The organism is Pseudomonas sp. AN3A02 (assembly GCF_011765255.1).
Taxonomy (GTDB): domain Bacteria; phylum Pseudomonadota; class Gammaproteobacteria; order Pseudomonadales; family Pseudomonadaceae; genus Aquipseudomonas.
On sequence record NZ_JAARNI010000002.1, the window covers coordinates 153937 to 179056 of the forward strand.

Annotated in this window: 2 protein-coding genes; both read right to left on the reverse strand. The window is 64.3% G+C overall.

All coding sequences use genetic code 11. From position 1 onward, the window contains the following. Positions 1–119: 119 nt before the first annotated feature. Positions 120–11537, reverse strand: coding sequence for a non-ribosomal peptide synthetase (locus HBJ59_RS10565; protein ID WP_167663513.1), 11418 nt, complete (start codon positions 11535–11537; stop codon positions 120–122). Further along, positions 11534–24454, reverse strand: coding sequence for a non-ribosomal peptide synthetase (locus HBJ59_RS10570; protein WP_167663514.1), 12921 nt, complete (start codon positions 24452–24454; stop codon positions 11534–11536). Before HBJ59_RS10570 ends, HBJ59_RS10565 begins: the two co-directional genes overlap by 4 nt. Positions 24455–25120: the final 666 nt, after the last annotated feature.

A 25120-nucleotide genomic window follows, 5' to 3' on the forward strand; every position in this document is an offset into this window, starting at 1 on the left:
GAACGCGGCGCCCTCAGGTTTTTCGCGAGCAAGCTCGCTCCTACAGGGGTTTGCCAAAAGTGACCCGCTGTAAGAGCGGAACCATAGGTGGCCGTTACCGCAGCAACGGATATGTACACTCACGAAACCCGCTCCCCAACCACAACCCCATCCCGCCACCAAGCCGCCAAACTAAAAACATTCGGCGCCTTGAGCAGCGAAAAATGATTCCCGGGCCCATACCAAACCTCCAACACCCCAACGCACCCGCGCCACCCCTCAACCATCAACCCTTGCTCCCGCAGATTCCCCGCCGCATCCAGGGTCGGATCCTCCGCCAACACCAACCGCACCACCCCCTCATACCGCCGAACAGGCCGATAAACCGTACGCAACGCCGACGCATACGTCCGCGCCGGCCCATCCATCGCCTCCACCGAAGACCGCGCAGGCAACAACCCGACCCCCACCATCCCCCCATGCAACAACCGCCGCTGCTCCACCTCATCCCTCCCGGCAAAATCCACCGCATCAATCCCCAGGGACTTACCCGAAGCCACCTGCATCGACTCAATCAGCCGCAACAACGCCGCCGTCGTGGTATAGGGCCGACCCACCACCCCATTGCCCCCGGGCGCCTCGCTGTCGATCAACGTCAACGACGCCACCTCACGCCCATGGGCCTGCAACCGCGCGGCCATTTCAAACACTACCCAGCCGCCAAACGAATGCCCGACCAGATGCACCGGCCCCGAAGGACATTCCTGTTCCAGGGCCTGCAAATAACAGCGCGCCGCCGCCTCGACCTGACTGTGCGGCACCGCCTCCCCATCCAGCCCGCGCGGCTGCAAGCCAAAGATCGGCCAGTCCCGGCCCAACGCCTCGGTCAACCCCACAAACCCCGTCACGCTATCCCCCGCCCCCGGCACACAGAAAATCGGCGCATGCCCGGCGCGGCCACTCTGGATCCGCAACAACGGCTGATGCACCGCCACACCCGGCGCCTCACTCAATGCCAGGGCTTCACCCAACGCCTGCCCCAACGCCTGGATATGCGGCGCCTGCATCATGCTCTGGTGATCCCCCGGCACTTCAATCCGGCGCAATTGCCCCGCCGCCAGCGCCTCATCCCAACCCAAATCCAGGCTACGTCGCGACAGCTCCGTCGGCCGCTCTGCGGCGCTGAACAGGTGCACCGCCAACGGCATCGGGAACAGGCTGTAATGCGCCAGCGCATGCCCATGCCCGACTTCCCGCTCGATAAAACTCAACAGGTCCGCGTCCGAAGCCGCCGCCATCTGCGCGTACAACAAATGCCGATCGCGGCAGCGTTGCAACAGCCCAGCAAAATCCAGCTGTCCAATCTGCGCGTCCAGTTGCTCAAGGCTTGCCAGCTCATCCACACCTCCCTGTGCCTTCCAATACGCCATGCACTGCAACAGCAAATGCCGCTTGAGGGCATCCGGTCCGGCCCAGCGCGCCTTGCCCTGGTCGGTCATGCGCGGCACGTAGCTGTCGATCAACCCGAGGAACGCCACCGGTTCGTCCAGCCCCTGCAGTTGCATCGCCACTTCGTAGGCCAACACCCCGCCAAACGACCAACCCGCCAGCCGATACGGCCCATGGGGTTGCACAGCCCGAATAATCCCCACCAGCCGCGCCGCCAGGCCTTCCATGGTCTGCAACTGCGGTTCACCGAGAGGCGCGCCGGGCAAGCCGTAGATCGGGTAATCCCCCGGCAGATGGCGGCCCAGCGCCGGGAAATACACGTCCATGCCGCTGAACTCATGCACCAGGAACAATGGCGGCTGGCTGCCGCTGGCGCGCACGGTGATCAGCGAGCTGTCGTCCTCCCGCGTCGTGCGTTGACTGAGCATCGAGGCGACCGAGGCCACGCTGGCGTGCTGGAACAGCTCCGCCAGAGACACCGCAAGCCCCGCCTCTTCCATCAGGTTGACCAGCCGAATCGCCAGCAACGAATGGCCGCCCAGTTCGAAGAAACTGTCGTGCCGACCGACCTGCTCCAGCCTCAACACCTCGGCCCAGAGGCGGGCCAGGGTCTGTTCCAGCTCATTGGCCGGGGCTTCAAACACACGGCTTACCAGCGCTTCCATCGCGGGCACTGGCAGGGCCTTGCGGTCGACTTTGCCGTTGGCCGTCAGGGGCATTTTTTCCAGTGGCACATAGGCCGACGGCACCATGTAGTCCGGCAAATGCTGCAACAGATGACTGCGCAGCACGTCGATCGCGAGTGGCTCACCGGTGTAGTACGCCACCAGGCGCTTATCGCCAGGCGCATCTTCCCGCGCAAGCACCACCACATCCTTGATCCCGCTGCAGGTCGCCAGACGCGCTTCGATTTCACCCAACTCGATGCGGAAACCGCGGATCTTCACCTGGTCGTCATTGCGCCCGATGCACTCCAGCAGCCCGTCCGCCGACCAGCGCCCAAGGTCGCCGGTGCGGTACAACAAGCCATCGCCAAATGGATCATCGACAAATTTTTCGGCCGTCAGCTCCGGCCGGTTCAGATACCCCTTGGCCACACCGTGCCCGCCAATGCAGATTTCCCCGACCACCCCCAGCGGCACCGGCTGCAAGTGCGCGTCCAGCACATGGATTTGCGTGTTGGAAATCGGCCTGCCGATCGGCACGCTTTCAGCATCGGCGGCGATAGCCTGCACCTCATAGGTGGTGGCGTAGGTGGTGGTTTCCGTCGGGCCGTAGCAGTGCACCAGGCGCAATGCGGGCGCCTGGGCCAGCAGGCTGCGGAATGCCGCCGGGTCCGCCCGTTCGCCACCGCACAGGAGGATGCGCAGCCCGGCCAACGCGTCGGGAATCAGTTGCACGTACTGGTTGAACAGCGCGGTAGTGACGAACAGGATCGTCGCCCCGCCCGCCGTCAATACTCGGCCAAACGCGCCCGGGTCGAGCAAGGTGGCATGGTCGATCACCAGCACCTGGCCGCCGTTGAGCAACGGCCCCCACACGTCCATGGTGCTCGCGTCGAACGCCGGGTTGGAGGCGAACGCCACGCGATCATGGGCGTTGAAATCGGCATAACCGTTGTTGATCACCAGCCGCGTGATGCCCCGGTGCGGCACCAGCACGCCTTTGGGCGTGCCAGTGGAGCCGGAGGTGTACATGATGTACGCCACCCGCTCCGAGGATTGCGACAGGTCCGGGTTGTGACTCGGTTGCGGGTCCAGCGCCAGGGTGTCGAGGTCGATGCGTCGGGTCGGGTAATCTACAGACTCGCTGCTGTGGGTCAGCAGCCATACCGCGCCGCTGTCCTGCACCATAAAAGCCTGGCGCTCGGCCGGAGCATTGATATCCAGCGGCACGTAGGCCGCCGCACACTTGAGGATTGCCAGTTGGCTGAGCAACAGGTCAATCGAGCGCGGCAGCAGGATCGCCACGTGGTCGCCGGGCTGCACGCCCAGGGTGCGCAGGTGATGGGCCAGTTGGTTGGCGCGGGTGTTCAGCACGCCATAAGCCAGGGTGTCCTCGCCATTCACCACTGCGATGGCGCTCGGGCGCGCCTGGGCCTGGGCTTCGAACAGGCGCTGCACGTTATGTTCACGAGGGAACTCCCGTTGAGTGGCGTTGAACGCCACCCGCAGCTTTTCACGCTCCGCCGGCGGCAATATCGACAGTTGGCTGATTGCGCCTCGGGCATTCTGTTCCAGCGCCTGCACCAGCTGTTCCAGGGCGACATGCAGGTACTGACAGAGACGCGGCGCGCCTTGCCCCATGACATCAAAGCTAAACCCGTCACCCAGGTCATCGACACTCAGGGACAGGGCAAAGTTGGTGCGTTCCTCGGCCTTCAGCACGTGCATGCCCTGCCAGGCTTCAGCCACGCCACCGGCGTGCGGCGCGCTGTGGCGATAGTTGAACAGCACGCTGAACAGCGGTGTATTGGCCGGCAGCCCGCTGCAACGCTGGGCCAAGGCCAGTGGCGCATGCTCGTGACTGAGCAGTTGGGTCAGGCTGGCATGGGTCGCCATCAGCGCCGCGTGCACCGTGCGCTCACCCAGGTCGACCCGCAGCGGCAGGGTGTTGATGAATACGCCCAATGCGCGTTCGGCGCCTTCACCGCCTTGTAACCGACCCAGCAATACGGTGCCGAACACCACCTGCTCACGGCCAGAAACCTTGCCCAATACCTGCGCCCAAGCCAGGTGCATCAGGCTCGCCGCACTTACCCCAAGATGACGCGCCAAGGTGCGCAGGCGCTCGCTCAACAGTGGGTCAACGCTCAGGCGTGCCTGCTGCGCTTCACCCGGTGCATTCAGTGCCGGCGTCGGCTCATCGATCTCCCCGAGCATCTCGCGGAAGAATGCTTCGTGCTCTTCCTCACGCATTCCCAGGCGTGTCTGCGCCACATAGTTGCGATACGGCACCGCCGCCCCCAACTGCTCGTGATGGCCCAACAGACAGGCTTGCATCTCGTGTTGCAATACTTCCAACGCCACGTGATCCATCACCAAATGATGGAACAGCAACAACGCAACCGCCCGTTGGTTGGCCGGGTCCTCGGCGTACACCAGGCGCATCAACGGTGCCTGCCCCAGGTCCAGGCGATGCTGATGGAAGCGCGTCTGCAATTGCTCCAGCACATTGCCCGCGACCTGAATCGCCTCGACCTGCAACGATGCCTGGCGCCACACCACTTGCACCGGTTCTTCCAGCCCGTCCCAGTGCATCGACGAGCGCAGGATGTCATGCCGCTCAATCACCGCCTGCAAGGCCTGGGCAAACGCTTCAAGGCGCTCGACGCTGGCGAAGGCGAACTGCGCCTGCAACAGGTACGCGTCACCCTGTTGCACTGCGCGATGGTGATACAGGATCCCGGCCTGTAACGGCGCCAGCGGGTAGATGTCCTGCACGTTGGCCGCACCGCCGGGAATGCTCGCGACAAGGCGGTCGATGGCGGACTGCTCCAGGTTCACCAGCGGGAGCATGTCCGGGGTGATCCGCGTGCAATCCGCGGCAATCCCATTGGCCGGCACCACCACTTCGCGACCACCACCCACGGCAGCCGCCAAGGCTGCAAGGGTGGGCTGGCCAAACAACACTTTCACATCCGCCGACAACCCGACGCGGCGCATGCGGCCGATCAAGCTGGCGGCCAACAGCGAGTGGCCGCCCAGCTCGAAGAAATGGTCATGCCGCCCCACCCGCTCCACCTTGAGCAAATCAGCCCAGAGGCCAGCCAGGGTGATTTCGGTTTCACCCACGGGCGCAACATATTCCCGGGCGATCACCGATTCCAGACCCGGTACCGGCAATGCCTTGCGGTCGAGCTTGCCGTTGGGACTCAGGGGCAAGGCCTCCAGGTGCATGAAGGTCGCCGGCACCATATAGTCGGGAAGCTGTTCCAGCAGGTGGCTGCGCAGGGCATCGATGTCGGCCTGCACGCCGGTGTAGTAGGCCACCAGACGGGAATCGCGGGCGACCACAGCGGCTTCGTTGATCTGCGGGAATTGCAGCAGTCGCGCCTGAATCTCACCCAGCTCGATGCGCAGGCCACGGATTTTCACCTGGTCGTCATTGCGGCCCAAATACTCGATGGTGCCGTCCGGCAGGTAGCGCCCGACGTCGCCGGTGCGGTACATCCGGCCGTTGCTGAACGGGTCCTTGAGGAAGCGTTCGGCCGTCAGTTCAGGACGGTGCAAGTAACCCCGCGCCACTTGCACGCCACCGATAAACAACTCACCCACCACACCCAACGGCACCGGCTGCAACTGCCCGTCCAGCAGGTACATGCGGGTGTTGGCAATCGGCTTGCCGATGGGGGTGTTGTCCGGCGTAACCGGTCCGGCGCAATCCCACGCCGTCACGTCCACCGCCGCTTCAGTCGGGCCGTAGAGGTTGTACAAACCGATGCCCGGCAACTGCTGTTTGAAACGGCGCACCAGGCTGCCGGGCAGCGCTTCACCGCTGCACATCACCCGCACCAGCCCGGCGCTCTGGCTGAAGTCGCCCTGGGCCAGGAACACGTCCAGCATCGAAGGCACAAAGTGCAGTGTGCTGATCTGCTCGGACTCGATCACATCACACAGGTAGGCCGGGTCTTTATGCCCGCCAGGACGCGCCATCACCAACCGGGCGCCGGTGAACAGCGGCCAGAAAAACTCCCACACCGACACGTCGAAGCTGAACGGAGTTTTCTGCAACACCCTGTCCTGCGCAGTCAGCCCGTACTCGTCCTGCATCCACAGCAGGCGGTTGACCACACCCGCGTGCTCGTTGATCACGCCCTTCGGTTGGCCAGTGGAACCCGAGGTGTAGATCACATAGGCCTGATGCTGCGCGGTCAGCCCGTCCACTCGTGGGTTGGACGTTGGTTGGTGCTGCCAGGTGCTCCGGTCCAGGTCCACCACCGGCACTGTGACGTCGCCCAGCAGCGCACGGGTTTCGCCCTGCACCAGCACGGCTGCCGGGGCGCTGTCCTTGAGCATGTAGGCGATACGTTCCAGCGGATACGCCGGGTCCAGCGGCACATAGCCGCCGCCCGCCTTGAGGATCGCGAACAGGCCAATGACCATCTCCAGGCCGCGCTCGACGCAAATCGCCACCCGCGAATCCGGTTGAACACCCAGCTCCCGCAGATGGTGCGCCAACTGATTGGCCCGTTCGTTCAGCTCGCGATATCTCAGGCACTCCGAGCCTGCCTTCACCGCCAGCGCATCCGGCGTTCGTGCAACCTGGGCTTCGAACATACCGTGCAGCGTCTGCTCGAGGTTGTAATCCACGTCGGTGTCGTTGAAGTCCAACAGCAGGTGCTGGCGCTCCCGCGCGTCCAACAATTCAGCGTGCTCCAGCACCGCCTGATCGTTATCCACCATGGCCTGCAGCACCCGGGTGAAGTAGCCGACATAACGCTGCATGGTCGACTCATCAAACAAGGCGATGGCGTATTCCAGAGTGCCGCGAATTTCGCCCCGGGTCTCGCCGAGGTTCAGGGACAGGTCAAATTTGGCAAAGTGACTGTCCTCCACAATCCCTTCAAGGCTCAGGTCGCCCAGGGCCAGGACCGGCGCATCGCTGTCCTGCCAGGTCAACATCGTCTGGAACAGCGGGCTATGGGCCAGGCTGCGCAATGGTCGGGTGATTTCCACCACCTGCTCAAACGGCAGATCTTGATGAGCCTGGGCGTCCAGGGCCAGCCCCTTGACCCGCGCCAGCAGCGCCTCGGCACTCAACTCGCCCGAGGTATCGATGCGCACCGCCAGGGTGTTGACGAACAGCCCGATCAAGCCTTCCACCTCGGCCCGCTGGCGGTTGGCGACGGGCGAGCCAATCACCACTTCCTCCTGCCCGGCCAAGCGCGCGAGCAACGAAGCCCACGCCGTCATCATCACCATGTACAGCGTGGTGCCGTGGCGCTGGCTGAGGGCCTTGAGCCCGGCGGTCAGGCGTTCATCCAGGCGCACGTCGACACTGCTGCCGGCGTAGTCCTGCTGGGCCGGGCGTGGACGGTCGGTCGGCAACATCAGCAACGCCGGCGCACCGGCCAGGGTTTGCTGCCAGTAGCTGCTCTGGCGATGCAGCACTTCACCGCTGAGCCACAGGCGCTGCCACACGGCGAAGTCGCTGTACTGGATCGGCAATGGCGGCAATGGGTCAGCCTCACCACGGCTGAAGGCTTGGTACAACGCCATCAGTTCGCGGGTCAGCACGCCCATGGACCAGCCATCTGACACGATGTGGTGGAGGGTCAGCAGCAACACATGATGATCCTCGGCCATGATCACCAGGCGCCCGCGCAGCAATGGGCCGCGCTGCAAATCGAAAGGCGCCGAGGCTTCGCCCTGGATCAAGGCTTCCAGCACCTGCTGTGCTTCGGGGTGACGACGCAGGTCCTGCACTTGCAGCGGCATCATCTCTTCAGGCGGCACGATCAGCACGTGGGCGTCGTCATCCTGCTGGGCGAACCGGCTGCGCAAGGTCTCGTGCCGCGCGACAATCCGCGCCAGGGCCCGTTGCAGTGCATCGACGTGCAACTGCCCACGCAGGCGCAGGCCGATGGGAATGTTGTAAGCGGTGTTGGCGCCTTCCATCAACGCCAGAAACCACAAGCGTTGCTGGGCAAACGACAGCGGCAAATCCTCATCCCGCGCCGTCGGCAGGATATCCGGCAAGGTGCTGCGCCCGGACTGGGCAAGCACCTGCGCCACCGCCGCCAGTTCGGCATTGGCAAACAAATCGCCCAGCGCCAGATCAACCCCAAGCCGCTGGCGAACCTGGGACACCATGCGCATGGCCAGCAACGAATGGCCCCCCAACTCAAAGAAATGATCCTGGCGGCCCACGCGTTCCACTTGCAGCACGTCGGCCCAGATTTGCGCGAGGACGGTTTCGATATCGCCATGAGGCGCTTCGTACTCACGGGTGAAGACGGCGGCCAGGTCCGGCTTTGGCAGGGCCTTGCGGTCCAGCTTGCCGTTGGCAGTCAGGGGCAATGCATCGAGTTTTACGTAGGCCACCGGAACCATGTAGTCCGGCAGATGTGCCACCAGATGTGCGCGAATCTCGCCCACATCGAGGGGGTCGAACTGCGGGTTTTCGGTGAAGTAAGCCACCAGCCGGGGCTGGCCGGGCTGGTCTTCACGGGCCAGCACCACCACTTCCTGAAGGCCGGGCAACTGGTTGAGGCGGGTTTCGATTTCTCCCAGTTCGATGCGCACCCCACGGATTTTCACCTGGTCGTCGTTGCGGCCCAGGTACTCGATATTCCCGTCCGGCAACCAGCGCGCGAGGTCGCCGGTGCGGTACATACGGCCCGGATTGAATGGGTCATCCAGAAAGCGTTCGGCAGTCATTTCCGGACGGTTGAGATAACCCCGCGCCACGCCCTTGCCGCCCACATACAGTTCACCCGCAACGCCCATGGGCACCGGGCGCTGCAGTTCGTCCAACAGGTAAACCGTGGCATTGGCGATTGGTTTGCCAATGTGCAACGGCTGCCCAGGTTCAATTCGCCCGGAGGTGGCGACCACCGTGGCTTCGGTGGGGCCGTAGTTGTTGATCACCTCGAAACGCTGGGCCCGGGGGAACTGGCGCAGGCGGTCGCCGCCAATCAGCAAGGTGCGCAAGGTCGGGTGTTCGATGTTCTGGCTGAACGCATATTCGGCCACTGGCGTGGGCAGGAAACACACGTCCAGTGGTTGTGCGCGCCACCATTCCAGCAGCGCGTCGATGTCCTCTGCGCCGTCATGGGCCGGCGGCAGGTGCAAGGTCGCGCCCACGCACAGGGCCGGCCAGACCTCCCAGGCCATCGCGTCAAAGCCGAACCCGGCGACGCTGGCGGTGTGACGGCCGGCGCACAGGTCAAACGCGGTGCAATGCCAGTCCACCAGGTTGGCCACGGTGTGGTGTTCCACCATCACGCCTTTGGGCAGGCCGGTGGAGCCGGAGGTGTAGATCACGTAGGCCAGGTTGGACGGTGTGACAGCAACTTGGGGGTTGCTGGCCGAATGGTGATGCCAGGTAAAACGGTCCAGGTTGATCACCGGCACGTCGAGCGCGGGCAGGCGCTCCAGCAGCGCGTGTTGCGTCAGCACCGCGACCGGGGCGCTGTCACTGAGGAGGTAGCTCAGGCGCTCGGCCGGGTGCGACGGGTCCACCGGTACGTAGCAGGCGCCAGCCTTGAGAATCGCCAGCAATCCGGCCAGGGTGTCCAGCCCACGCCGGGCGACGATGGCCACGCGGTCGTCGGGTTTTACCCCCAGGGCCAGCAGGTGATGGGCCAGCAGGTTGGCTTGTTGGTTCAATTCAGCGTAGGTCAGCTGGCGGCCTTGATACACGGCGGCCACCGCGTCCGGGGTCAGCAACGTTTGCGCTTCGATACGCCCGTGCAGGGTGGTGCCTTGTGGGAACTCGACCGCTGTTGCGTTGAATTGCTCCAGCAGATGCCGCCGCTCAGCCTCGGGCAGCACCGACAGACGATTCAACGAGGTGTCGGGCGCCTGCTCCAGCGCCTGCACCATGTTTCCCAGGGCCGTTTGCACATAAGCACAAACAGCCTGCGCATCGACTTGGGTACTCGCCAGCAAACGCAGGATAAACCCGTCCCCCAGGTCATCGACACTCAGGGTCAACGGGTAGTTGGTGCGCTCCTCGGAGCTCAAGATCTCGATGCCCTGCCAGGCCGCCGCCGCGTCGGTACTGGTGCCCGAGCCACTGTGGCGATAGTTGAGCAATGCGCTGAACAGCGGCATCGGCGCGGCCACACCACTGCACCGCTGGGCCAGGGCCAAGGCGGCATGTTCATGACGCAACAAGGTGGTCAACCGCGCGTGCGTGGCCTTGACCCCGGCGCGAACCGCTTCGGCGCCGACATCCACGCGAAACGGCAAGGTATTGATGAAAATCCCCAGGGCCCGGTCCGTGGCGTGCCCACCCTGCATGCGGCCCATCAAGACGGTGCCGAACACCACCTGCGCCTTTCCTGCCAGGGCACTCAATACCTGCGCCCAGCCCATATGGAACAGGCTGGCGGCACTCACCCCCAACTGCCGCGCCTGGGCCCGCAAACGCTGATTGAGCGCTGGCGGCAACGGCCAGTCGACTTCGGCAATCTCCTGGCCGTCGCCCTGCACATCCTGCAAACCAAACGGCAAGGTCGGCTCAGTAATGTCCCCGAGCATCTCGCGAAAGAACGCTTCGTGTTGCTGCTCGCTGATCCCCAGGCGCGCCTGGGCCACGTAGTTACGAAAAGGTACCGCCTGGCCCAACTGATCCCCCTGGCCCTGCAAGTAGGCCTGCATTTCGTGGCGCACCACGTCCAGGGCGCTGTGGTCCAGGGCCATGTGGTGGAACAACAGCAAAGCGACCATGCGCTGCCGGGCTTCATCCCAGGCGCCTACAAGGCGAACAAGCGGTGCGCGGGTGACGTCCAGGCGGTAGTGACGGCCATCAAACATGCTATGCAACTGGGTCGCGATATCCCCGTCGGCGGGGTTCAGTTCAATCAGTTGCACCGGCAATCGAGCCGCGCGCCATACCACTTGCGAAGGCTCTTCCAGGCCCTCCCAGATCACGGCGGTGCGCAGGATGTCATGGCGATCCATCACGCCCTGCAATGCCTGGGCAAAGCCCTTGAAACGCTCAAGGCTGTCGAAGGCGAACTGCGACTGCATGACGTAGGGGTCGCCGTGTTCGGCACTCACATGGTGGTAAAGAATGCCTTCCTGCAGCGGTGCCAGCGGGTAGATGTCCTGTACGTTGGCCGCGCCGCCGTCGACGGTTTCGATGATGCGGTCAATCGAGGCCTGGCTCAGGCTAGACAGCGTCAGCATCGCCGGCGTAATCCGCTGGGCACCGGCGGGAATGCCATTGGCCGGCACCTCGACTTCACCGGCCTTGGTGGCCGAGTACTCTCCGGCCTTGATCAGCTCGATCAGCGCCGGTTTATGTTCGCGCAGCGAGGCCACCAATGCCGGGTCACTCAGGGCCTGTTTATTGCCCTGCACCGACAACTGGTCGCCCTTGAGCGCCAGCTGTACATCCTTGGTCTTGAGTGTCGCCAACAGTTCAATGATGCTCACAGGACGATCTCCATTCGTTCGGTAATTGCGGCGTAGCCCGCCAGGGTCGGTTGTTCGAACAGCCCCCGCACATCGGCTTCCATACCTTCCTGACGCAAGCGCCCGATCAAGCTGACAGCCAGCAGCGAGTGCCCGCCCAGCTCAAAGAAATTGTCATGGCGCCCTACCCGCTCCACCTTCAGCAGCTCGGCCCACAAGCGCGCCAGGGTGATTTCGGTGTCGCCCACCGGGGCTTCGTACTCGCGCACGATCAGCGACTCAACGCCTGGCGCCGGCAGCGCCTTGCGGTCGAGTTTGCCGTTGGGGCTCAACGGCAAGGCCTCCAGGTGCACGAATACCGCCGGCACCATGAAGTCCGGCAAGCGCGCCAGCAGATGGGCACGCAGTTGTTCGATATCCGCCTGCACGCCGGTGTAGTACGCCACCAGGCGCTCGTCCCGGGCTAACACCACCGCTTCATTGACCTGTGGGTATTCGGTCAACCGCGCCTGAATTTCCCCCAGCTCGATGCGCAGGCCACGGATTTTCACCTGGTCGTCGTTGCGGCCCAGGTACTCGATATTGCCGTCCGGCAGGTAGCGCCCGATGTCACCGGTGCGGTAAAGGCGACCAGCACTGAACGGGTCCTTGAGGAAGCGTTCAGCCGTAAGCTCAGGGCGGTGCAAGTAGCCGCGAGCGACTTGAACACCACCAATGAACAGCTCGCCAACCACGCCCAAGGGCACCGGCTGCAAGCGGGCGTCCAGCAGGTACATGCGAGTATTGGCGATAGGCTTGCCGATCGGTGTGTTATCCGGCACCTCGGGCCTTGCGCAGTTCCACGCGGTCACATCCACCGCCGCCTCGGTCGGGCCATACAAGTTGTACAAACCGATGCCCGGCAACTGCTGCTTGAAGCGTCGCACCAGGCTGCCCGGCAAGGCTTCGCCGCTGCACATGACCCGCAGCAGGCCGGCACTCTGGCTGACATCGCCGTGGGCCAGGAACACGTCGAGCATCGACGGCACAAAGTGCAAGGTGGTGATCTGTTCGGCTTCGATCACCTCGCACAGGTAAGCCGGATCCTTGTGCCCGCCGGGGCGCGCCATGACCAACCGGGCACCGGTGAACAAGGGCCAGAAGAACTCCCACACCGACACGTCAAAGCTGAACGGGGTTTTCTGCAGGACCGCGTCGCGGGCGGTCAGGCCGTAGGCATCCTGCATCCAAAGCAGGCGGTTGACCACGCCTGCGTGCTCGTTGATCACGCCCTTGGGCTGGCCAGTGGAACCGGAGGTGTAGATCACGTAGGCCTGGTGCTGCGGGGTCAGTCCGTCGACGTGCGGGTTGGACAGCGCGTGGTGCTCCCAGGTGTTCCGGTCCAGATCCACCACGGGTACCGCCACATCGCCCAGCAGCGAACGGGTTTCGCCCTGTACCAGCACCGCCGCCGGCGCGCTGTCTTGCAGCATGTAGGCGATTCGCTCCAGCGGATACGCCGGGTCCAGCGGCACATAACCACCACCGGACTTGAGAATGGCGAACAGGCCGATGACCATCTCCACGCCACGCTCCACACAAATCGCCACCCGCGAATCCGGCTGCACACCCAGCTCGCGCAGATGATGGGCCAACTGATTGGCGCGCGCGTTCAGTTCGCGGTAGCTCAGGTGTTGGTCACCCGCTTTCACCGCCAGTGCATCGGGGGTGCGTTCAACCTGGGCTTCGAACAGGCCGTGAAGGGTCTGATCGAGGTTGTAGCCAACCTCGGTGGCGTTGAACCCGAACAGCAGTTGCTCGCGCTCCTGGGGGCCCAGGATCGACAGGCGATCCAGCGGCAATTGCGGGGCTTGCTCCAGCGCTTCGACCAACCCGAACAACGCCGCCTGCATGTAACCGCAAATACGCTGCGCGCCAATCTGCGCGGGGGTCATCGCGGTCAACCGGAAACCGTCGCCCTGGTCATCCACGTTCAAGGTCAGCGGGTAGTTGGTGCGTTCCTCGCTGGCCAGGGTTTCGATGCCCTGCCAGGCCGGGGACACCGCCGCTTGCTGGCTGTCGCTATGGCGATAGTTGAGCATGGCGCTGAACAACGGCAACGGCGCCGCCACTCCACTGCAACGCTGGGCCAACGCCAGGGAGGCATGCTCGTGCCCCAACAACGCAGTCAGGCGCGCGTGGGTCGCCTTTACCGCCGCACGCGCACCGATGCCGCCCACATCCACCCGCAACGGCAAGGTATTGATAAACATCCCCAACGCTCGGTCGCTGCCCTTGCCACCCTGCATACGGCCCAGCAGCACCGTGCCGAACACCACGTTGTCCTGGCTCGAGGTGCAGGCCAACACTTGCGCCCAGGCAAGGTGGAACATGCTGGCAGCGCTGACGCCCAGCAACCGTGCTTGAGTGCGCAGGCGTCGGCTCAACGCCGGTGATAACGCTTCACTGACTTCTTCGATGGCACTGCCATCGCCCTGCACATCCTGAAGTCCGAACGGCAGCGTAGGCTCATGGATGTCAGCCAGCATCTCGCGGAAGAACGCTTCGTGCTCCTGCTCACTCACCCCCAGCCGGGCCTGGGCCACGTAATTGCGGTACGGCGTGGCCTCGTCCGTGATGCCGGGCTGGCCCAGCAGGCTGGCTTGCATCTCGTGACGCACGCCGTCCAGCGCCGTGTGGTCGAGGGCAATATGGTGGAACAGCAAAATCGCTACCACACGCTGCTGCCGCGGATCTTCGGCATACACCAGGCGCACCAACGGGGCCTGGGACATCGGCACACGGTAGTGACGAGGATCAAACTGGCGATGCAACTGCGCGAGCACATCACCGGTGCCCATCTGCACTGCCTGCACCGACAGCTCAGCCTCACGCCATACCACTTGCAGCGGCTGTTGCAGGCCTTCCCAGACCACGCCGGTGCGCAAGATATCGTGGCGGTTGATCACCGACTGCAACGCCCGGGCAAACGCCTGCAAACGCTCGAGGCTGTCAAACGCCAGGTGCGATTGCAGCAGGTACGGATCGCCCTGCTGCGCACTGATGTGGTGATAGAAAATCCCTTCCTGCAACGGCGCCAGCGGATAGATGTCCTGCACATTGGCGGCGCCGCCTGGCACGCTGGCGACGATCAGGTCGATGGTCTGCTGATCCAGCTCCACCAGGGACAGCATCGAAGGCGTGATGCGCTGGCAATCGGCAGCGATGCGATTGACCGGCACCACCACTTCCCGGCCACTGCCCACCGCCGCTGCCAATGCGGCCAATGTCGGCTGGCTGAACAGCACCCGCACATCGGCGCTCAGGCCGACCTGGCGCATGCGCTCGATCAGACTCACCGCCAGCAATGAATGCCCGCCCAGTTCAAAGAAGTGGTCATGGCGGCCCACTTGCTCCACCTGCAACACCTCGGCCCAGATTCGCGCCAGAGTGGTTTCGACGTCGCCTTGTGGCGCTGCGTATTCACGGCTGAGCATGGCGGCCTGATCCGGCGCCGGCAGGGCCTTGCGGTCGAGCTTGCCGTTGGCGGTCAACGGCCAACTGTCGAGTTTGACGTAGGCCACCGGCACCATGGCCTCGGGCAATTGGCTGTGCAGCTCGGCGCGCAGGGTTTCGATATCCAGCGGGATTTGCTCGGTGAACCAGGCGACCAAGCGGCCGTCGCGCACCAGCACCACGGCTTCCTTGACGCCTTCGACGGCAGCCAGGCGGGTTTCGATTTCCCCCAGCTCGATGCGCACACCCCGGATTTTTACCTGGTCGTCGTTGCGGCCCAAATACTCAATATTGCCGTCCGGCAGCCAGCGCGCCAGGTCGCCGGTGCGGTACATGCGGCCCGGGTTGATCGGGTCATCAAGGAAGCGTTCGGCGGTCAGGTCCGGGCGATTCAAATACCCGCGGGCCACGCCGCTGCCACCTACATACAGTTCGCCCGCCACGCCCACCGGCACCGGACGCTGTTGCTCATCAAGCAGGTAAACCGTGGCGTTGGCCATCGGCTTGCCGATATGCAGCGGCTGACCGGCGTGCACGCGGCCAGAAGTTGCAACCACCGTGGCTTCGGTCGGGCCATAGTTGTTGATCACCGCGAAACGGCGCTCCTGATTGAACTGGCGCAGGCGATCACCGCCGATCAACAGGGTGCGCAGGCTTGGGTGTTGAAGCTCCTGGCTGAAGGCGTACTCGGCCACCGGCGTGGGCAGGAAGCTCACGTCCAGCGGTTGGGCCAGCCACCAGGCCAGCAATTCGTCGATGTTTTCATTGCCCACCTGGGCCGGTGGCAGGTGCAAGGTCGCCCCTACGCACAACGCCGGCCAGACTTCCCAGGCCATGGCATCAAAGCCGAAACCGGCCACGCTGCTGGTGTGGCTATGGGCGTGCAGGTCAAAGGCTTCGCAGTGCCAGTGCACCAGGTTTTCCATGGTGCGGTGTTCCACCATCACCCCTTTGGGCTGGCCGGTGGAGCCGGAGGTGTAGATCACGTAGGCGAGGTTCGCCGGGGTCAGGCTGGCGATCTGGGGATTGCTCTCACCGGCATACGCGCCATGCAGGTCGACGATGGCCACATCACCGAGCACGCCACGGGTGCTCTCCTCGGCCAGTACCGCGACCGGTGCGCTGTCTTGCAGCAGGTAAGCGATGCGCTCGGCCGGGTAAGCCGGGTCTACGGGGACGTAGGCCGCGCCCGACTTGAGAATCGCCAGCAGGCCTACCAGCATCTGCGGGCCGCGTCGGCAGCAGATTGCCACGCGGTCGTCGGGCTGCACGCCCAATGCCAGCAGGTGATGAGCCAGCTGATTGGCACGTTGGTTGAGCTGTTGGTACGTCAGATGCTGGCCGTCCTGGCTCAGCGCAATCGCCTGCGGCAGACGCTCGGCCTGGGTTTCGAAAGCAGCGTGCAGGGTTTGCCCTTGGGGGTAATCACGGGCGGTGGCGTTGAAGGTACGCAGGAGTTTTTCGCGCTCGGCAGCAGGCAGTACCGGCAACTGATTCAGCGGCGTTTGCGGCGCTTGCTCAAGGGCCTCCACCAGCTGCTCCAGCGCGCTGTGCATGTAGTCACACAGGCGCTGCGCACCGATGGACTGCAGAGCCAGCACCGTCAAACCGAAGCCTGTGCCCAGGTCGTCCACGCTCAAGGTCAGCGGGTAATTGCTGCGCTCTTCGCCGCCCAGTAACTGCACACCTTCCCAGATGCCGTGGCCGTCGCGGGCCATTTCACCCGGGGTGCTATGGCGGTAGTTGAGCAAGGCACTGAACAACGGCATCGAGGTCGGCACGCCACTGCAACGCTGGGCCAGCGCCAGGGATGCATGCTCATGGCCCAGCAACGCGCTGAGCCGGGCGTGGGTCGCCTTGACCCCGGCACGAACCGCGATGGCGCCCACATCCACCCGCAGCGGCAAGGTGTTGATGAACATGCCCAGCGCCCGGTCGGCGCCTTCGCCGGCTTGCATGCGGCCCATCAATACGGTGCCGAATACCACGTCCTGACGGCCCGACGCGAGGCCGAGTACCTGGCCCCAGGCCAAGTGCATCAGGCTCGCAGCGCTGACCCCCAGTTGCCGGGCCTGCTCGCGAATCCGCAAAGCCAGCACGGCATCGACGGGCAATTCGGCCTCTTCGATGTCCCGGCCATCGCCCTGCACATCCTGCACGCCGAAAGGCAGCGTGGGCTCGTCGATGTCGGCGAGCATTTCACGGAAGAATTGCTCGTGCTCCTGGGCGCTGACACCCAGACGAGCCTGGGCCACGTAGTTACGGAACGGTGCCGCAACCGGCAAGTCATCGGCCTGGTTGAAAAGGAACGCACGCATTTCCTGGCCGACCACTTCCATGGCGGTGTGGTCCAGCGCCAGGTGATGGAACAGCAGGATCGCCGCGACTCGCTGGTTGACCGGGTCCTGGGCATACACCATGCGCAGCAACGGCGCCTGGGTGATGTCCAGGCGATAGTGGCGGGCATCGAAGCGTGCGTGCAGTTGTTCGATCACGTCGCCATCGGCCGGGTCCAGCGCAACGTTCTGCACCACCAGTTCGGCATGGCGCCAGACCACTTGCACCGGGCTGTCCAAGCCTTCCCACACCACGCCAGTGCGCAGGATATCGTGGCGCGCCACGACCTTTTGCAGCGCGCCCATAAAGGCCTGCAACCGTTCGACACTGTCAAACGCCATGCGCGATTGCAGCAGGTACGGGTCGCCCTGTTCGGCGCTGATGTGGTGGTAAAGAATGCCTTCCTGCAACGGTGCCAGCGGGTAGATGTCCTGCACGTTGGCCGCACCGCCAGGCACCGTGGCCACAATGCGGTCGATGGCGGCTTGATCCAGCTTGACCAGGGTCAGCATCGACGGCGTGATGCGCGGGCAATCCGGCGCGATGCCATTGGCCGGTACCACGATTTCCCGGCCACTGCCCACTGCCGCCGCCAGCGCCGCGAGGCTTGGCTGGTTGAACAACACCCGTACATCGGCGCTCAGGCCGGCCTGGCGCATGCGTTCGATCAGGCTCACCGCCAGCAAGGAATGGCCACCGAGTTCAAAGAAGTGATCAAAGCGCCCGACCCGTTCGACCTTCAATACGTCCTGCCAGATCTGCGCCAGCAGCGTTTCCACCTCGCCCTCGGGCGCTTCGAAACCACGGCTGAGCAACGAGTCTTGATCGGGCGCAGGCAGGCCCTTGCGGTCCAGCTTGCCATTCGCGGTCAGCGGCAACAGTTCCAGCCAGACATAGGCCGACGGCACCATGTAGTCCGGCAGCCGGCTTTGCAGGTGCACACGCAACGCCTCAATGCTCAGCGGCGCCTGGGCGGTGTAGTAAGCCACCAGGCGCTTGTCGCCGGGTTCATCTTCACGGGCCAGCACCACCGTGTCTTTCACGCCGGGAAAGTCGGCCAGGCAGTTTTCGATTTCACCGGGCTCGATACGGAAACCCCGGATTTTCAGCTGATGGTCGTTGCGGCCCTGGTACAGCAAGGTGCCGTCCGCCTGCCAACTCGCCAGGTCGCCGGTGCGGTACAGCAGGCCGTCGCCGAACGGGTCGACGATAAACTTCTCGGCGGTCAGTTGCGGCTGGTTCAGGTAACCCTTGGCCACGCCCGCGCCACCGATGTACAGCTCGCCGACAACGCCCAGCGGCACCGGCTGCTGCCGCGCATCCAGCACGTAGGCACGGCTGTTGCCAATGGGTCGGCCAATCGGAACACCGCCCTCACCCACTGACGTGATCTCGAAGGTGGTGGAAAACGTGGTGGCTTCGGTGGGGCCGTAGCCATTCAGAAGATGCTGCGGCGCGCCGTGCTCAAGCACCCGGCCGATCACCTGCGGGTCGAGCACATCGCCGCCGACGATCAGGTAGCGCAGCTGGCGGAACATCGGCATCAACGCATCGGCGTATTGGTGGAACAGCCCCGCCGTCATCCACAGAACGCTGACGGATTGCTCCTGCAGCAGGGCGGCGAAAGCAGCCTGGGACAGCAAGGTGGCGTGTTCGACCACCACCACGCAGCCGCCATTGAGCAGCGGCGCCCAGACGTCGAGGGTACTGGCGTCGAACGCCGGGTTCGAGGCGAAGGCCACCCGGTCACGCGAGTTGAAGTCGGCGTAGCCATTGTTGATGACCAGCCGGGTGACTGCGCGGTGGGGCACCTGTACACCTTTCGGTGCACCGGTGGAGCCGGAGGTGTACATGATGTACGCCACGCTTTCCGCCGACTGGGCGAGGTTCGGGTTATGCGTTGGCTGCATGTCGAGGTTCAGCGCGGCGAGGTCGCGCAGCACGTGCGTGGCATGGCTGTCCTGCACCATAAATGCCTGGCGCTCTTCAGGCGCGTTGACATCCAGCGGTACGTAGACCGCCGCACACTTGAGGATCGCCAACTGGCTGACCAGCAGGTCGATGGAGCGTGGCAGCGCGATGACCACGCTGTCCCCCGGTTTTACGCCTTGATCGATCAAGTAGTGGGCCAGGCGATTGGCCCGCAGGTTGAGATCGCGGTAACTCAGCGACGCATGGCCGTGCACCACCGCCACAGCTTCCGGGGTCGCCAGGGCCTGAGCCTCGAAAAGAGCATGAACGGTGCTCCCAGCCGGGTAAGCGCGGTCGGTGGCGTTGAATTCCACCAGCACGTGATGGCGCTCGGCGGCTGGCAGGATCGACACTTGATGCAGCGTAGTAGTCGGCGCCTGTTGCAGCGCCGTCACCAGGTTGCGCAAGGCACTGAGCATATAGGCGCCGACGCGCTGCACATCCACCTCGGCCACGCCCTGCACCGTCAGCGCAAAGCCCACACCGAGGTCATCGACGTTCAGCACCAGCGGGTAGTTGCTGCGTTCCTCGGAGCTGAGGATTTCGATCCCGGCGTCGGCGAACGGGCTGGCTCCCGGCGCTTCGCCCGGGGCACTGTGACGGTAGTTGAGCAAGGTACTGAACAGCGGCAGCGCGCCGGACACGCCACTGCAACGCTGGGCCAGAGACAGCGACGCATGTTCATGCCCCAGCAACTGCGCGAGCCGCGCGTGGGTGGCGCGTACGCCGGCCTGCACACCTACCGCGCCGACGCTGACCCGCAGCGGCAAGGTATTGATGAACATCCCCAGCGCCCGGTCGGCACCCTCGCCGCCTTGCAGGCGGCCCAGCAATACCGTGCCGAATACCACGTCATCCTGGCCCGATACCTGGCCGAGGACTTGCGCCCATGCCAGGTGCACCAGGCTGGCGGCGCTGACGCCGAGCTGCCGGGCTTGCTCCCGCAGGCCGAGGCTGAGGGCCGGGTCCACTGGCAAGTGCGCTTCCCGCACACCGCTGCCGTCGCGATTCACGTCGTGCAAACCGAAGGCCAGGGTCGGCTCGTCGATATCGCCGAGCATCTCGCTGAAGAACGCTTCATGCTGCGCAGCGCTCACACCAAGACGCGCCTGGGCCACGTAATTACGGTATTGCACGGCGTCCGGCAGCAAGCCGGTTTCGCCTGCGAGGCTCGCGCTCATTTCTTCCACCAGCACCTGCAACGCGGTGTGGTCCAGCAGGATGTGGTGCAGCAGCAGGATGCCGACATGGCGCCCCTGATCCTCGGCATAAGCAAAGCGCATCAGCGAGGCACGGGACAGGTCGAGGCGGTAGTGGCGTGGGTCGAAGCGTGCTTGGAGTTGTGCCAGAACGTCGTCGTGTGGATCGACGTCGACCCGCTCAACCACCAGCAGTGCCTGGCGCAACACCACCTGCACCGGCTCGTCCAAGCCTTCCCACATGATGCCGGTACGCAGGATATCGTTGCGCTCGATCACGCTTTGCAGCGCACGGATAAACGCCTCGACCGGCTCATGGCCGCTGAAGCTGAACTGCACCTGCAACACGTAGGGGTCGCCTTCGGTGGTCGCCAGGTGGTGGTAGAGGATGCCGGCCTGCAACGGGGCCAGGCCGTAGATGTCCTGCACGTTGCCGACGCCGCCGGGCACGTTGGCGACGATGTGGTCGATGGCCTGCTGGTCGAGGTCCACCAGCGGCAGCATGTCGGGGGTGATGTGCCGGGTCGCTTCGCTGATCAGGTTGGCCGGGACCAGCACTTCATGCTGCCCGCCTACCGCAGCGGCCAGCGCGGCCAACGTTGGCTGGCCGAACAGCACCCGCACATCGGCGCTCAGTTCCAGCTGGCGCATGCGCTCGATCAGCTTGACTGCCAGCAAGGAATGGCCACCCAGTTCGAAAAAGTTGTCCTGGCGCCCGACCCGGTCGATCTTCAGCAGGTCTTGCCAGAGGTGGGCGATCGCAGTTTCCACCGTGCCTTGTGGTGCTTCATAACCACGACGGGCCAGGGCGTCGGCGTCGGGTGCCGGCAAGGCCTTGCGGTCGAGCTTGCCGTTGGTGGTGAGCGGGAACGAGTCCAGCAGCACAAAGGCGCTGGGCACCATGTATTCGGCCAGGGACAGCAGCAGGTGGTCCCGCAGCTCGGCGGCCGTGGGTGCGTGATCCTGCTGGGGGATAACGTAGGCCACCAGCCGCTTGTCGCCCGGCTCGTCTTCGCGGGCAATCACCACGGCTTCGCGCACGCCTTCACAGGTAGCCAGGCGTGCTTCGATTTCCCCCAGTTCGATACGGAAACCACGAATCTTCACCTGGTCATCGTTGCGCCCCAGGTACTCGACACTGCCGTCGGCCAGTAACCGGCCGAGGTCACCGGTCTTGTACAGGCGCAGGCCAGTGACGGGGTCCGCCAGAAAACGTTCGGCCGTCAGCTCATCGCGGTTGAGATAACCCCGCGCTACCCCGGCACCGCCGACGTACAACTCACCGACTACACCGCTCGGCACCGGTTCGCGGCGGGCGTCCAGCACGTACAACTGCAAATCGGGAATGCGCACGCCAATCGGGCTCACGCCCACCAGCAGTGCATCTGCTGCTTCCAACGCACGATAGGTCACGTGCACAGTGGTTTCGGTGATGCCGTACATGTTGACCAGCCGCGTACCCGAGTTGGTCACCCGGGCGTACCACGGTTTGAGAATGCCCGGTTCCAGGGCTTCACCGCCAAAGATCACCTGGCGCAGGGAATGCAGTTGCTGGCTGCGGCCCTGTGCCGCGATCAACTGGCGGAACGCGCTCGGCGTCTGGTTGAGGATGCTCACACCGGCTTCACACAGCAGTGCATAACACTCGTCCGGTGAACGGCTGACCGGTTGCGGTACCACCAGCAATTGCCCGCCGTGCATCAGCGCGCCCCAGATTTCCCACACGGAGAAGTCAAAGGCAAACGAGTGGAACAGCGCCCAGGTGTCATTGGCGTTGAACTTGAACCAGTGCTCGGTGGCGCTGAACAGCCGCGCGACGTTGCGGTGTTCGATCATCACCCCCTTGGGCAAGCCGGTGGAGCCGGAGGTGTAGATCACATAGGCGAGGCTGGACGAGCTGATCGCAACGTTGGGGTTAACGATGGGCTCGTGCTGCTGGCTGTTGAGGTCGATCGACGTGACGTCGCCCACCAGGTGGCGGGTGTTGTCCTCCACCAGCACTGCCAGCGGCGCGCTGTCTTGCAGGGTGTAAGCGATGCGCTCCTGGGGGTAGGCCGGATCGATTGGTACATAGCCCGCACCTGACTTTAGAATCCCCAGCAGGCCGATGATCATTTCCAGGCCGCGTTCGACGCAGATCGCCACCCGGTCGTCGGGGCGAATACCGTGTTTGAGCAGGCAGTGCGCGACCTGGTTGGCGCGTTCGTTCAGCTCGCGGTAGCTCAGATGTTCGTGTTCAAAGCGCAGCGCGATGGCCTCGGGATGGCTCGCGGCGTGGGCTTCGACTTGCTGGTGGATCAGGGCTGAATCGGCGTAGTGCTGGGTGCTGGCGTTAAGGCCGTGCAGCAGATGTTGGCGTTCGGCAGCAGGCAGGATGCCCAGCCCGTGCAACGGTGCGTCTGGTGTTTGCTCCAGGGCCAGCACCAGGTTTTCCAGGGCGGTGTGCAGGTAATCGGCGATGCGCGTCGCGCCGATGGAGGCGTCCACCATCACGGTAAAGGCAAAGCCCTCGCCCAGGTCATCAACGTTGACCGTCAACGGGTAGTTGGTGCGCTCTTCGGCGCCGAGCACCTGGATGCCTTCAGCGATGTCGATCACCGCCTGGGTGTCCGATTCATCGCTGTGACGGTAGTTGAGGATTGCACTGAACAACGGTGTGGGCGCGGCCACGCCACTGCAACGCTGGGCCAGGGCCAGGGAGGCGTGTTCGTGGTTGAGCAATTCGGTCAGGCGTTTGTGGGTGGTTTGCACCCCGTCGCGCACGCTTTGCTCGCCCACGTCCACCCGCAGTGGCAGGGTGTTGATGAACATGCCCAGGGCCTGATCGGAGCCCTCGCCGGCCCCCATGCGGCCGAGCATCACGCTGCCAAATACCACGGACTCGCGAGCGGAGACCTTGCCCAGCACCTGGGCCAGTGCCAGGTGCATCACGCTGGCGGGGCTGACACCCAACGGCCGGGCCTGGGCCCTTAGACGGCGACTTAGATCGCTGTCGACGGCGATGCGGGTTTCGTCGATGCCATGGCCGTCACCCTGTACATCCTGGAGGCCGAACGGCAGGGTGGGTTCATCGATGTCGGCGAGCATTTCGCGGAAGAACGCTTCGTGAGCCTGTTCGCTGACGCCGTGGCGGACCTGGGCGATGTAGTTGCGAAACGGCACCGGGGCGCCGGCCTGTTCGGTCTGGCCGGCGAGGTGCAGCTGGATCTCGCGGCGCACTACGTCGAGGGCGGTGTGGTCGAGAATGGTGTGGTGGAACAGCAGCATGGCGACCACGCGCTGGTTGCGCGGGTCTTCGGCGAATACCAGGCGCAGCAGCGGCGCCTGGCCGAGGTCCATGCGGTAGTTGCGGGCGTCGTAGAGGGCTTGCAGCTGGGTCATTGCATCGCCACCGAGGCGGGCTTCTTCACAGGCCAGCGAGGCTTTGCGCCAGACCACTTGCAGGGGTTCGTCGAGGCGCTCCCAGGCCATCGACGTGCGCAGGATGTCGTGGCGGTCGATGACCCATTGCAGGGCCTGGGCGAAGGTTTCAAGACGGGCGCGGCTGTCGAACACGAACTGGGCGTGCAGCACGTAGGGGTCGCCCTGGTGGGCTGACAGGTGGTGGTAGAGCATGCCTTCCTGGAGCGGCGCCAGGGGGTAGATGTCTTGCACATTCGCCGCGCCGCCGGGGATGCTGGCGACGATGCGGTCGATGGCGGGTTGATCGAGGTTGACCAGGGGCAGCATGTCCGGGGTGATGCGATAAGCCGGGCTGAGCCAGTCGCCGCCGTGTTGGGCGACGAGGTCGAGCAGGTGGGCTTTGTGGGCGATCAGTTGGTCCCATAGGGCGTCATCCAGCGCGTCGTCGTCACCCAGGATGATCAGGTCGCCTTCGTCCATTTGCAGGCGGATCGGGTGGGTGGAAAGAGCTGCCAGTAATTTGCTGAACTGCATGGGGTAACCTGCTTTTTTGAGTCGGATACGGTTGAGGAGAAAGTCCGTTTTCAGCTGTCGCGTAAGTGCCTGGGAGGCCCGGGTTAAAGCGCGGGCGCGGTCGAGGATCGGGTGGCTTCCCGCAGGGTTTGGAAATTAGAGGATTCAGGGGGTGGGGGGTGACATGGGAAGCGGGGACAAAGCGGTTGGCTTTGGGGGAGTTTCGTATTTTTTGGAGTGGTTTGGAGGGGGGCATATCCGTTGCTGCGGTCAGGGCCGCTATTGGTTCCGCTCTTACAGCGGCTCACTTTTGAAAAGCGCAAAAGTAAGCAAAACGCTCTTGCCCCACCACTCGGCACCTCGCCTGGGCTCGGTGTGCCCTCACTCCGGCTTTGGAGCGTGGGCCGCCGCGATGGGCCATCCTTGGCCCAGCGCGGCTAACCCGGCGTCCTGCCGGGTTACCCACGCTCCAAAGCCTGCGTTCGGCCAGCGTGGTTTAACGGGGCGCCTAAGATCAAGATCAAAAGCAGATCAAGGGCACAGCGGCGGCCTGCAGGCCGGCTTGAGTGTGGTGAAGCAAAGGCAACAGCAAAATCAGAAGCTAAAGCGGGCACGGTCCAAATGTGGGAGCGGGCTTGCTCGCGAAGGCCGTTAACGATGACGCTGGCATCCTGAATGAACGCGGCG